Raw genomic sequence first — 11,447 nt, forward strand, 5'->3', positions numbered from 1 at the left:
GGCCCGGCCCCATTGTTCATTCATCCAGCGTCACATTGTCCAGCGTACCGGTTCCAAGCTGATCACGGCCGGAAAGCTTGATCAGCAGCCGCAGGTCGTTGGCCGAGTCGGCATGGGCAAGGGCCTCACTGTAGCCAATCTGGCCGGAGCAGAACAGGTTGAAGAGCGATTGATCGAAGGTTTGCATGCCAAGCTCGGTCGATTTGGTCATCACCTCCTTGAGTCGGTGCATCTCCCCCTTGCGGATAATGTCGGTGATAAGCGGGGTGTTGAGCAGGATCTCGAATGCGGCGCAGCGCCGCTTGCCATCCACACTTGGTACCAGTTGCTGGGCGACAATGGCCTTGAGGTTGAAGGAGAGATCGAACAGGAACTGGCGATGCTTCTCCTGCGGTACCAGATGGAGGATGCGATCCAGCGCCTGGTTGGCGTTGTTGGCGTGCAGGGTCGCGAGGCAGAGGTGACCAGTCTCGGCGAATTGCAGGGCAAACTCCATGGTCTCCGAGCTTCTGATCTCGCCGATCAGGATCACATCCGGCGCCTGACGCAGCGAGCTTTTCAACGCCACATCGAACGACTCGGTATCGATCCCCACCTCCCGCTGGGTGATCAGGCTGCGGCCATGCTGATGGACAAACTCCACCGGATCCTCCACCGTCAGAATATGGCCGTCGGCATGCTGGTTGCGATAACCAATCATGGTCGCCTGGGTGGTCGATTTGCCCGCCCCGGTGGCGCCGACAAACAGCACCAGTCCGCGCTTGGCCAGTGCGACTTCCTGCAGGATCACGGGCAATTGCAGGTCATCGAAGGTAGGAATACGTGTCTCGATACGCCTAACCACCATGCCGGGCAGCTCCTGCTGCCAGAAAGCGCTGACCCGAAACCGGCCCAAGGTTTCGCGGTGAATGGCGTAGTTGGCCTCCCTGGTGCGGATATAGCGCTCGAAATGCTCGGGGCTCAGGCTCTCCCTCACCAGCGTCAAGGCAGCCTTTTTATCGAGCGCTTCCCCCCCCAAAGAGAGCAGATGGCCGTTCACCTTGAGGGTGGGGGGCGTCCCCACTGTCACAAAGAGATCCGACCCTTTTTTCTCCACCAGCTGGCCCAGCAGTTCATCCAGATTCATCATCGATCCCTCCCTGGATCCGGCATCATCAGATGCTGTTGGGGTCAACCGCCTTGGCCTTGGCGTCGAGAGACGCCACCATGCCACGGCTGACCAGCTGCTTGAGACTCTGATCCATGGTCTGCATGCCGTGGGTCATCCCGGTCTGTATCACCGAGTAGAGCTGGGCGATCTTGTCCTCCCGGATGAGATTACGCACCGCCGGGATCCCCATCATGATCTCGTGAGCAGCCACCCGACCGCCGCCAATACGCTTGAGCAGGGTCTGGGAGATAACCGCCCGCAGGGATTCGGAGAGCATGGAGCGCACCATGTCCTTCTCTGCGCCGGGGAAGACGTCGATGATACGGTCGATAGTCTTGGCTGCCGACGAGGTGTGCAGGGTGCCAAATACCAAGTGGCCGGTTTCGGCTGCTGTCATGGCAAGGCGAATGGTTTCAAGATCGCGCATCTCACCCACCAGAATGATGTCGGGGTCTTCCCGCAGTGCCGAGCGCAGGGCATTGCTGAAGCTCTTGGTATCGCGGTGCACTTCCCGCTGATTCACCAGACAGCGCTTGTTCTCGTGCACAAATTCGATGGGGTCTTCGATGGTGAGAATATGGTGATGGAAGTTCTCGTTGATGTAGTTGACCATGGCCGCCAGCGTGGTCGACTTACCGGAACCGGTCGGCCCGGTCACCAGTACCAGACCGCGCGGGAACTCGGCGATCTTGCGGAAGATCTCCGGCGCATCGAGATCTTCGAGGCTCAGCACGGTGCTGGGGATGGTACGAAATACCGCGCCCGAACCGCGCGCTTGCTGGAAAGCGTTGACCCGGAAACGGGCCAGATTGGGCACCTCGAACGAGAAGTCGACCTCGAAGTTCTCCTCCAGCTCCTTGCGCTGGTGATCGTTCATGATGTCGTAAATGAGGGCGTGCACTTCCCGATGTTCCAGGGCGGGCAAATTGATCTTGCGAACCTCGCCATCAACCCTGATCATCGGGGGAACCCCGGCGGACAGGTGTAGATCCGACGCTTTATGCTTTACACTGAAAGCCAATAACTCTGTGATATCCATAGATTTGTCATTCTCCCATCACAAGATCACTAACGAAACATGAACCAGATTGCCCAGCACCTGCTTCAGGTAAAAGAACGTATTGCCCAGGCAGCCAGAGGGGCGAGCCGCGATCCGGAGCAGGTCCGGTTGCTTGCGGTCAGCAAAACCAAACCCCTTGAGGCCCTGATGGCCGCTCACGCTGCCGGCCAGCGCTGCTTTGGCGAATCCTACGCTCAGGAAGCGGCCACCAAGATCGACACCCTGCGCCAGCAACCCGAATATAACGACATAGAGTGGCACTTTATCGGCCCTTTGCAATCGAACAAATCCAGGCTGGTTGCCGAACGGTTCGACTGGGTGCAAAGCGTGGACAGAGAGAAGCTGATCGAACGTCTGAACAATCAGCGCCCTGCCAGCATGGCGCCGCTAAATGTTTGTCTGCAAATCAATATTAGCGGAGAGAGCAGCAAATCCGGAACGTCTGAACAAGAGATTTTCCGCCTTGCCGAACTGGTTTCTCACAGTGAGCGGCTGGTGCTGCGCGGGCTGATGGCCATTCCCGAACACACCAGTGACGAGACCATATTGGCCGCCCAAATGGCCCGTATGCAGACTCTGTTCACCGAGCTTGCGCGACAATACCCGAGCGTCGATACCCTCTCGATGGGGATGACCGAGGATCTTGAACTGGCGATCGCCCACGGCAGCACCATGGTGCGGGTCGGCACCGCCATCTTCGGCGCCCGCGACTACTCATAAGCCGGTGCGCGAGCGCATGCAACGCACGCCGCGTGCCAGCGCCCCACCAAGCAACAGGAGCCTTTAATGCAACAGCACAGGACGCTCGCCTTCATCGGCGCAGGCAACATGAGCCGCAGCATCATCGCCGGTCTGGTCAAAGCGGGTTATCCGGCAACGCTTATCACTGCCGCCAACCCGAGCCAGCCCAAACTGGATGCGCTGGCCAGCGACTACGGCATTCGCACCACCCGCTCCAATGCCGAGGCGGCCCGCCATGCCGAGGTGATCGTGCTAGCGGTCAAACCACAGCTGATGGCCGGCATGCTGGCAGCACTGGTTGCCGAGCTGGGCTCCCTTGCGGGCAAGCTGCTCGTCTCCATCGCCGCCGGTATCAAGGTAGCTCGCCTTGCCGAGATGGCCGGTGGTCACGACCGTATCATCCGCACCATGCCCAATACCCCGGCCCTGCTGGGTCTGGGTATGACCGGGCTCTACGCCCCCGAGCATATTGCCGCCGCGGATCGCGACTTTGCCGAGCAGATGATGCAGGCAGTCGGCAAGACTCTCTGGGTGGAGCAGGAGTCTGGCATCAACAGCGTCATCGCCGCAGCCGGCAGCGCCCCGGCCTACTTCTTCCTCTTTATGCAGGCGATCGCCGAAGAGGCAGAGGCGATGGGCTTCTCACCCGATCAGGCACGCCAGCTGGTGCAGCAGACCGCCCTCGGCGCAGCTGCCATGGTGGAGCAAAATCCCGAACTGTCGCTGCAAACCCTGCGTGAGCAGGTCACCAGCAAGGGCGGCACAACCGCCGAAGCCATCAAGACATTCCAGCAGCAGGGGCTGATGCCGCTGACTGCCAACGCCATGCAGGCAGCCGTAGCTCGCGCCGCCGAAATGGAAACTCTTTTCTGACAGGAGCCCAGATGAACACCGCTTACTTTCTGATCAACACCGTTTTCGATCTCTACCTGATGGTGGTGCTGCTGCGCGTCTGGCTGCAGTGGGCGCGTGCCGACTTCTACAACCCCATGAGCCAGATGGTGGTCAAGCTGACCAACCCGCTGGTAGTGCCGCTGCGCCGGGTCATCCCGGGTCTGGGGGGGCTGGATCTCGCCTCCGTGGTGCTGGCACTGGCTGTCGCCTTCCTTAAGCTGGCCCTGCTCAAGAGCATGAACGTGCTGCTGGCCGACTGGCTCAGTCTCAGCCTGTTTGCCGCGCTGACCGTGCTGAAGAAAGCCGGTTCGATGATCTTCTGGGTACTGCTGATCCGCGCCATCCTGAGCTGGGTCAGCCAGGGCCGCAACCCCATCGAATATGTGATGTACCAGCTGACCGAGCCCTTCCTCTCTCCGATCCGCCGCGTGCTGCCGGCGCTGGGCGGGCTGGATCTCTCGGTGCTGGTTGCCTTTATCGGGCTGCAGGCCATCAACTATCTGCTGGGCGACCTGTTCGGCCAGCTGTGGTGGATGATTTGATGCCTGCCGTCCTGCTACAGGGGGATGAGCTGGTACTGCATCTGATGATCCAGCCCAAGGCGAGCCGGGATCAGATCGTCGGATTGCACGGAGAAGAGTTGAAAGTGGCCATCACGGCACCGCCCGTCGATGGCCAGGCCAACAGCCATTTGATCAAGTTTCTGGCCAAGCAGTTCAAGGTGGCCAAGGGGCAGGTCACCATAGTGCGGGGCGAGCTGGGGCGACACAAGACGGTCGCCATCGACAGCCCCAAACAGTTGCCGCCGGAAGTGAGCGCTCTGCTGGACAATCCGGCCTGAGCCAACATTGATACGAGAGGGATGACACCATGAAAACAGCCTGGATGAGCTGCCTGTTGGCACTGCTGATGACCCTGCCCCTGCGGGCTGAACAGATGAAGGAGCTGGGCCCCTGGCAGGTGCACTACAACGCCTTCAACTCCAGCTTCCTCACTCCCGAGGTGGCCAAAACCTACGGTCTGGAGCGCAGCCGCTACAACGGCATCATCAACATTGCGGTGCAGGACAAGCAGGGCAAGGCACAGTCTGTCTCCGTCACCGGCGAGGCCAAAAACCTCACCGGCACCATCCGCAACCTCAGCTTCCAGGAGGTCAAGGAGGGGGATGCCATCTACTATCTGGCAACCCTCCCCTACCGCAATGAAGATACCTACCAGTTCACCTTGAAGATCATGGGGGGTGGTCAGCAGCAGATCCTCACCTTCCAGCAAACCTTCTACGTTGACTGAATAGCGCAACAAAAAGCCCCGACTCAGGTCGGGGCTTTTTGATCGGGAAAAACAGCAAGGGCGCCATGATGGCACCCCTGTTTTATAAATTATCCAGGCCTGTTACAGGGCGAGGAAGATGCTCGCGAGGGAGGCGCTCATCAGGTTGGCCAGCACGCCGGAGAGGATGGCACGCATACCGTAACGGGCGATAAAGCCTTTGCGCTCCGGCACCATGGCACCCAGACCGCCGATCAGGATGGCCATGGAGGAGATATTGGCAAAGCCACACAGGGCGAAGGTCACAATGGCCTTGCTCGACTCGCTCAGGGTCTGATCCTGCACCAATGCGATGAAGGCGACGAACTCGTTGACCACGATCTTGGTACCGATCAGAGCACCGGCAGCCTGTGCCTGCTCCCAGGGCACACCGATCAACCAGGATACCGGGGCAAACAACCAACCCAGAATGATCTGGAAGCTCAGATCCAGACCCACCAGACCACCAGCCCAGCCGAGCAGGCCGTTAAGCATGGCGATCACACCGACGAAGGCCAGCAGGGTCGCACCGACTGCCACTGCGATATTGAGGCCGGCCATGGCACCATCGGCAGCCGCTTCAATCACGTTGGTGGCGCGGGGGATCTCGACATCCTGATGGTGATCCACCTCTTCAACACTCGGCGGAACCAGGATCTTGGCCATCGCCAGACCGGCCGGCGCGGACATGAAAGCGGCCGCAATCAGGTATTTCAGCTCAACCCCGATGCTGGCGTAGCCGACCAGAGTACCGCCCGCGACGGAGGCGAGACCACAGCTCATCACCGCGAAGAACTGGGAGTCGGACATCTTGGAGAGGTAGGGTTTGACCACCAGCGGCGCTTCCACCATGCCGACGAAGATGTTGGCGGTGGCGGAGAGGCTCTCGGCACGGCCGGTGCCCAGCAGCTTCTGCAGACCGCCGCCCAGCAGGGCGATGACCCGCGGCATCAGGCCTATGTGATAGAGGATGGCGATCACCGCAGAGAAGAAGATGATGACCGGCAGCACGTTGAAGGCAAAGATGAAGCCCAGCTTGAACTTGGCCAGATCGCCAAACAGGAAGGCGATCCCCTCCTGACCGTAGCCAATCACGCTGCTGACACTCTCGCTCACCCCGTTCAGCACGTGCTGACCAGCAGGCAGCCAGAGCACCAGCGCAGCAAACATGACCTGCAGGCAGAGGGCAAGGCCAACTGTTCGCAACGGGATACGACGACGATTATCAGAGCAGATCACGGCAAGCGCCAGGATACTCAGGATGCCGAGCAGGGCAATCATAGGGACTCCATCAGGTGGGGAAAAAGATGGGCGCGGATTCTGCGCCTCTCCCCCCGTCACTGCAAGTCCACTTGGTTACGGGCCTGTTAGAAAAAACGTTTGCACGATACCGGTTGCGCCAACTGGCTGATTTGGCTCGATTTTAGTATCAGAAGAAATCGAGTGTTTCCATTTAAAAACAATTATTCCTCACTGCCGGACAATCGACCACCGAGCCAGGGGGCCAGCCGCTGCTCCCAGTAGGGTTCCGGGCCAAAGCGGGCCTTGAGGAAATCGATAAAGAGACGGATCTTGGGATCCAGATGTTCGCGCCGGGCATAGACGGCATGTACCGCCATCTGCTGGTTCGGCCGCCACTCCGGCAGCAGCGGGATCAGCTTGCCGCTTTGCAACTCCTTGTCCAGCAAGTAGTTGGCGATATAGGCGATGCCAAGTCCGGCCAGCGCCGCATCGCGCACCGCCTCCGCCATGTCGACCCGATAGTTGCCAGCAACCTGCACCGTCTGGCGCTCCTTGCCCTGACGGAACGACCACTGGTGATAGCGCCGCTCCCGGCTCTGATAGGTGATGCAGTTGTGCTGGGCCAGATCTTTCGGATGGAGTGGCGTACCGTGGCTCAACAGGTAATCCGGCGAAGCCGCCAGCACGAAGCCGATATCGGCCAGCCGCTGCCCGACCAGCCCTTCCGGTTTGTCCTCATAGGTGGTCAGCCAGAGATCCAGCCCTTCGTCCACCAGATTGGTTTTGTGGTCGAACAGGGAGACCTCCAGCTCAAGCTCGGGATAACGATCCTGAAACGCCTTGAGATGGGGAATGACATGCAGACGGCCGAAAGATTGGCCCACCCCGAGATGGAGCACGCCACTCACCTTGCCACGCCGCTCGGCGATCATTGAGTTCGCCTCCTGCGCCACCGCAACCAGCGCATGGCAGTGGCGGGCATACTCCTGACCCAGTTCGGTCAGAGCGAAGCGACGGGTGGTGCGCTGTACCAGCTGGGCGCCAAGAGCGGTCTCCAGCAGTGCCAGCTGCTTGCTGATGTGAGATTTGGAGACGCCGAGACGGCGGGCGGCAGCAGAGATCCCCTGCTCGCGTACCAGCGCATCGAAGATCACCATTTGCGGAAGACGTTGCAGCACAGGATAACCGGGTTGAAAGAGCGGGAGCCCATTATTCCAGAGCACCTCGCCAAGGGGTAGGGTCAGAGCCCCAACGCTCGGGTGATCTGCAGCTTGAGGGGATCATCGGACGGATTCTGGTTGGCGCCGTAGCTTGCAATCAGCTTGCCATCGCGCCCCACCAGATACTTGTGGAAGTTCCAGTTCGGTTCATCGCCATCTGCGGCCGCCGCCAGCCCCTTGAAAAGCGGCACGGCACCAGAACCACGTACCGCCACCCGGTTGAACATGGGGAAGGTCACACCATAGTTGCGACGACACACCTCGGCGGTCTTGTTCTCGTTACCCGCCTCCTGCCAGAAGTCGTTGGAAGGGAAACCGAGAATAATCAGCCCCTTATCCTTGTAGCTCTGATAAAGCTTCTCCAGATCGCGAAACTGGCCGCTATAGCCGCAGTAGGAGGCGGTATTGACCACCAGCACCACCTTGCCCTCGGTCAGCTGACAGAGATTGTGGCGCTGGGTGCTGTTGAGCTCGCGCATCTCCACATTGAAATAGTCGGGACAGGCGGCAGATGCCATGCCGCTGCCAAGCAGCAACAACAGCGCGAACCATTTCATCGGCAACACTCCTTGTGGTTTTCTCTCTGATACGTCCCTTGCACCGGGGCGGTTCACTCTCAATGAAGAGGAATGCCGGTCAGCCAGCCGTGGCCCCAGAAGATGAGCAGCGCCGTGGCCGCCAGTCCGGCCCCGACACTGATGCCGGTACCGGTCCAGTTGGCCTCGGGGCGTGGATATTTCTGCCAGTCCCGCACCGAAATCCAGACGATGCTCACCAACGCCCACAGCCCGATACCGCCAAACAGCACCAGTGAACGCGCCTCGCTGTTGACCAGCAGGTGGGCAATGGCCCAGAGCAGGGTGCCGAGCAGCTGCGGATGAACCAGCCAGCGGCGCAAATGGTTGGGGCCCTGCCCCGAAAAAAAGAGAATGAGGGAGATGGGCATCATCCCCATCATGGCCAGCGGTCCCCAATCCGGCAGGAAATAGAGCGGAAATGGCCGGACGGTGCGCCAGCCGGCAATGATGCAGGCGATGGCAACGAAAACCAGCAGGGAGAAGAGCCCCTTGTAGCGATTTTCCCCGAGCCGCTCGCGCAGCCGTGCCCGATGCGCCGCTGCAAAACAGGGGTAGAGGTGGATCAGGGTAAACAGCGCGACGCCCAGAGTCAGCAGGATCATGGGTCTCTCCTTGTTCGTGTGGTTACCACTATGCCGGAAAGGGCGGAATGCGCCTATAGAAACCGCGCGCTCCCATGGCATCGATCATGGAGCTGGAGGATGTAACAAGAAAAAAGCCGATCACGGAGGATCGGCAAAGAAGTGCTAGGGCAGCCAGACATCTCGCGGGATGAGAGATGCCCCATACGGGAATCTTGGGTGGCCGATGGCGCCCATCGGCCGAACCGGATCAACCCTTGAGCTGATAGAGTGCCGCGACGTTGCGCGCAGTCAGCTGAATGTTGGTGCTGGCGGTCTCCAGTGCTTCCGGCAGAGACATGGCGCGGTTGACCACGGCGAACACCGCATCCAGCCCGTGCTCGTGCACCACACCGCAATCATCGGTCAGACAGCCGGAGATACCGATCACCGGCTTGCCGAACTGCTTGGCACAGCGTGCGACACCGATTGGCGTCTTGCCGTGGATGGTCTGGCTGTCGATACGACCTTCACCGGTAATGACCAGATCCGCATCGGCCACTTCATCGGCCAGTTTCAGGGCTTCGATCACGATCTGGATACCGGGCTTGAGCTCGGCACCAAGCAGACCGACCAGCGCGGCCCCCATACCACCGGCAGCGCCCGCCCCCGGAATATCCTTCACCTGCCTGCCAAGGGCCTGCTCGATGCAGTCGGCATAACGGGAAAGGTTGGCATCGAGCTGCTGCACCATCTCCGGGGTCGCCCCCTTCTGCGGGCCAAACACCGCGGAGGCGCCTTTCGGGCCGCACAGCGGGTTGTTCACATCGCACGCCACCTCGATAACCAGCTCGCCCAGACGCGGGTCCAGACCGCTCAGGTCGATGGTCGCGAGTTCGGCAAGACCGGCGCCACCCAGCTCGATGGCTGAGCCATCGGCTTTGAGCAACTTGCCGCCGAGCGCCTGGATCATACCGGCACCGCCGTCATTGGTGGCACTACCACCGATACCGAGGATGAGGTGCTTCACTCCCATCTCCAGCGCGGCCAGGATCAGCTCACCGGTCCCGAAGCTGGAGGTGAGCAGCGGATTGCGCTGCTCGGGAGCGACCAGATGGATACCGGAAGCGGCGGCCATCTCGATGACGGCACGCTGACCATCACCCAGCAGGCCGACAAAACCCTGCACCTTGTTGCCAAGGGGGGCGGTCACTTCGACCGGGAGGATGCGGCCGCCGGTGGCATCGACCAGCGACTGCACAGTGCCCTCGCCGCCATCGGCCATCGGCAATTTGACGTAGGTGGCGTTTGGCAACACCTGTTTGAAACCGGCCTCGATGGCATCAGCCACCGCCATGGCGCTCAGGCTCTCCTTGAATGAATCGGGGGCAATAACAATTTTCATATCAATTCCTTAGGCGAGGCCAAACACGCCAAACATCAGGGTAGAAACAGCTGCAATGGTCAGACCGACTGCGGTTTCGTAAGGGATGAGCTTGAGACGCTCACCCACGCCCATGTGGACGCTGCCGCCAGTAGCATGGAAGAAGGAGCCGTGGGGCATATGGTCAAACACGGTGGCACCGGCATGGATCATGGCGGCACCCGCCAGCGCGCTGACACCCAGTTCAAGCAGGGTGGAGCTGAATACGTTGGAAGCCACTACAGTACCGGCGGTAGTCGAGGCGGTTGCCAGCGACATCAGGGCACCGGAGATGGGGGCAAGCAGGTAAGAAGGCAGACCGGAGGCGGTCAGGCCGCTGATCAGCACATCTTTCAGGCCGGAGTTGGCAATGATGCCTGCCAGAGTACCGGTACCCAGCAGCATGATGGCCACCGGCGCCATGCGGGAGAGACCGGAAACCGCAAACTGGTTCACCTTGCTGAACTTGCCCATCATCAGGGCACCGACCAGACCACCGAGCGGCAGCGCAATCAGCGGATCCACCACGATACCGGCGACCGGGCGCAGGGCCAGCAGCAGGATGGCAACCAGCGGCGCACTGATGGCGGCGGCAAAGCCCGGCAGTTTGGTGCCCTCGAAGCTCACCACCTCGTCAGCGGCAACCTTGCTGCCCTTGTTGTTCAGACGCTTGGCCAGCCAGTAAGCCATCACCAGACCAAACAGGCCCGGGATGATGCCGGCCGCCATGACCGAGGTCAGAGGCAGGTGGAAGGCATCCGCAGCCGCGATGGCGTTGGGGTTGGGTGACATGACGTTGCCCGCCTTGCCGCCACCGATCATCGCCAGCAGGATGGCCGCCTTGGAGAGGTCGGCACGGCGAGCAATGGCCAGCGCAATGGGCGCCACCGTGATGACTGCCACGTCCACGAATACGCCGACCGCAGTCAGGATCATGGTCGCCAGCGCCAACGCCAGCAGGGCGCGGGTCTCACCCAGTTTCTTGACGATGGTCTCGGCGATGGTGGTGGCCGCACCCGATTCGATCAGCACGCCGGCCAGTACGCCGGCCGCCAGGATCCGCATCACCGCAGTGGTGATCCCCTGGGCGCCGCCGATCATCAGGGCGACGGTCTGGCTGAGATCGGCGCCGCCGATCAGGCCGCCAGCGAGCGCGCCGACGATCATGCCGTAAGCGGGCGGTACCTTCTTCAGAATCAGGAAGATGGCGATGGAGAGCGCCGCGATGGCGCCAAGGGCAGTAACCGGGATCATGACGGACACCTTCAATG

General features: G+C 60.8%; 13 protein-coding genes. 5 read left to right on the top strand and 8 right to left on the bottom strand.

Annotated features, from left to right (window positions below):
* Window positions 1-16 precede the first annotated feature (16 nt).
* Together tapU and tapT are read right to left on the bottom strand one after the other, a co-directional pair.
* The gene (gene tapU, locus AAHA41_RS13620; RefSeq protein WP_323070461.1) at window positions 17-1,126 is read right to left on the bottom strand and encodes a type IVa pilus ATPase TapU; all 1,110 of its coding nucleotides are present in this window, start codon (window positions 1,124-1,126) and stop codon (window positions 17-19) included.
* A gap of 28 nt (window positions 1,127-1,154) precedes the next feature.
* Window positions 1,155-2,189: a type IVa pilus ATPase TapT gene (tapT, locus tag AAHA41_RS13625; RefSeq protein ID WP_033114043.1), complete on the bottom strand. Its 1,035-nt coding sequence runs from the start codon at window positions 2,187-2,189 to the stop codon at window positions 1,155-1,157.
* Window positions 2,190-2,228: 39 nt separating this feature from the next.
* Between tapT and AAHA41_RS13630 the strand changes: the two genes are divergently transcribed.
* The 5 genes from AAHA41_RS13630 (at window position 2,229) to AAHA41_RS13650 (ending at window position 5,135) form a co-directional block, all read left to right on the top strand.
* Window positions 2,229-2,930, top strand: coding sequence for a YggS family pyridoxal phosphate-dependent enzyme (locus AAHA41_RS13630; protein ID WP_041209073.1), 702 nt, complete (start codon window positions 2,229-2,231; stop codon window positions 2,928-2,930).
* 66 nt (window positions 2,931-2,996) lie between these two features.
* Window positions 2,997-3,824, top strand: coding sequence for a pyrroline-5-carboxylate reductase (gene proC / locus AAHA41_RS13635; protein ID WP_323070457.1), 828 nt, complete (start codon window positions 2,997-2,999; stop codon window positions 3,822-3,824).
* Window positions 3,825-3,835: 11 nt separating this feature from the next.
* The gene (locus AAHA41_RS13640; RefSeq protein WP_041209071.1) at window positions 3,836-4,387 is read left to right on the top strand and encodes a YggT family protein; all 552 of its coding nucleotides are present in this window, start codon (window positions 3,836-3,838) and stop codon (window positions 4,385-4,387) included.
* On the top strand, window positions 4,387-4,686 hold the full coding sequence (gene yggU / locus AAHA41_RS13645; RefSeq protein ID WP_033114039.1) for a DUF167 family protein YggU: 300 nt from the start codon (window positions 4,387-4,389) through the stop codon (window positions 4,684-4,686). The genes AAHA41_RS13640 and yggU overlap by 1 nt, the downstream gene beginning before the upstream one ends.
* Window positions 4,687-4,715: 29 nt before the next feature.
* Window positions 4,716-5,135, top strand: coding sequence for a DUF4426 domain-containing protein (locus AAHA41_RS13650; RefSeq protein ID WP_323070458.1), 420 nt, complete (start codon window positions 4,716-4,718; stop codon window positions 5,133-5,135).
* A gap of 102 nt (window positions 5,136-5,237) precedes the next feature.
* On the opposite strand, the gene AAHA41_RS13655 is transcribed toward AAHA41_RS13650, so the two are convergent.
* The 6 genes from AAHA41_RS13655 to AAHA41_RS13680 form a co-directional block, all read right to left on the bottom strand.
* The gene (locus AAHA41_RS13655) at window positions 5,238-6,434 is read right to left on the bottom strand and encodes a NupC/NupG family nucleoside CNT transporter (RefSeq protein WP_104016015.1); all 1,197 of its coding nucleotides are present in this window, start codon (window positions 6,432-6,434) and stop codon (window positions 5,238-5,240) included.
* A gap of 182 nt (window positions 6,435-6,616) precedes the next feature.
* Window positions 6,617-7,552: a LysR family transcriptional regulator gene (locus AAHA41_RS13660; protein WP_185430697.1), complete on the bottom strand. Its 936-nt coding sequence runs from the start codon at window positions 7,550-7,552 to the stop codon at window positions 6,617-6,619.
* An 83-nt stretch (window positions 7,553-7,635) separates the two neighbouring features.
* Window positions 7,636-8,172, bottom strand: a complete 537-nt coding sequence (locus tag AAHA41_RS13665; protein ID WP_203977574.1) for a glutathione peroxidase — start codon at window positions 8,170-8,172, stop codon at window positions 7,636-7,638.
* A gap of 59 nt (window positions 8,173-8,231) precedes the next feature.
* Window positions 8,232-8,795 carry an NnrU family protein gene (locus AAHA41_RS13670; protein ID WP_041209067.1) on the bottom strand — a complete coding sequence of 188 codons (564 nt, stop codon included), beginning with the start codon at window positions 8,793-8,795 and terminating at the stop codon, window positions 8,232-8,234.
* A gap of 229 nt (window positions 8,796-9,024) precedes the next feature.
* The gene (locus AAHA41_RS13675; RefSeq protein ID WP_323070459.1) at window positions 9,025-10,158 is read right to left on the bottom strand and encodes a glycerate kinase; all 1,134 of its coding nucleotides are present in this window, start codon (window positions 10,156-10,158) and stop codon (window positions 9,025-9,027) included.
* 9 nt (window positions 10,159-10,167) lie between these two features.
* On the bottom strand, window positions 10,168-11,430 hold the full coding sequence (locus tag AAHA41_RS13680) for a GntP family permease (RefSeq protein ID WP_041209065.1): 1,263 nt from the start codon (window positions 11,428-11,430) through the stop codon (window positions 10,168-10,170).
* Window positions 11,431-11,447 lie beyond the last annotated feature (17 nt).

Origin of the sequence: Aeromonas sp. SER, from assembly GCF_038739615.1 — a bacterium.
In the GTDB taxonomy this organism is placed as follows: domain Bacteria; phylum Pseudomonadota; class Gammaproteobacteria; order Enterobacterales; family Aeromonadaceae; genus Aeromonas; species Aeromonas jandaei.

What these genes read in the sequence shown, in the direction of transcription:
- AAHA41_RS13670 (WP_041209067.1), bottom strand. Translation starts at nt 8,795, where the DNA reads ATGATCCTGCTGACTCTGGGCGTCGCGCTGTTTACCCTGATCCACCTC.
- AAHA41_RS13660 (WP_185430697.1), bottom strand. Translation starts at nt 7,552, where the DNA reads ATGGTGATCTTCGATGCGCTGGTACGCGAGCAGGGGATCTCTGCTGCC.
- tapT (WP_033114043.1), bottom strand. Translation starts at nt 2,189, where the DNA reads ATGGATATCACAGAGTTATTGGCTTTCAGTGTAAAGCATAAAGCGTCG.
- AAHA41_RS13630 (WP_041209073.1), top strand. Translation starts at nt 2,229, where the DNA reads ATGAACCAGATTGCCCAGCACCTGCTTCAGGTAAAAGAACGTATTGCC.
- AAHA41_RS13680 (WP_041209065.1), bottom strand. Translation starts at nt 11,430, where the DNA reads ATGATCCCGGTTACTGCCCTTGGCGCCATCGCGGCGCTCTCCATCGCC.
- proC (WP_323070457.1), top strand. Translation starts at nt 2,997, where the DNA reads ATGCAACAGCACAGGACGCTCGCCTTCATCGGCGCAGGCAACATGAGC.
- AAHA41_RS13640 (WP_041209071.1), top strand. Translation starts at nt 3,836, where the DNA reads ATGAACACCGCTTACTTTCTGATCAACACCGTTTTCGATCTCTACCTG.
- tapU (WP_323070461.1), bottom strand. Translation starts at nt 1,126, where the DNA reads ATGAATCTGGATGAACTGCTGGGCCAGCTGGTGGAGAAAAAAGGGTCG.
- AAHA41_RS13650 (WP_323070458.1), top strand. Translation starts at nt 4,716, where the DNA reads ATGAAAACAGCCTGGATGAGCTGCCTGTTGGCACTGCTGATGACCCTG.
- AAHA41_RS13655 (WP_104016015.1), bottom strand. Translation starts at nt 6,434, where the DNA reads ATGATTGCCCTGCTCGGCATCCTGAGTATCCTGGCGCTTGCCGTGATC.
- yggU (WP_033114039.1), top strand. Translation starts at nt 4,387, where the DNA reads ATGCCTGCCGTCCTGCTACAGGGGGATGAGCTGGTACTGCATCTGATG.
- AAHA41_RS13665 (WP_203977574.1), bottom strand. Translation starts at nt 8,172, where the DNA reads ATGAAATGGTTCGCGCTGTTGTTGCTGCTTGGCAGCGGCATGGCATCT.
- AAHA41_RS13675 (WP_323070459.1), bottom strand. Translation starts at nt 10,158, where the DNA reads ATGAAAATTGTTATTGCCCCCGATTCATTCAAGGAGAGCCTGAGCGCC.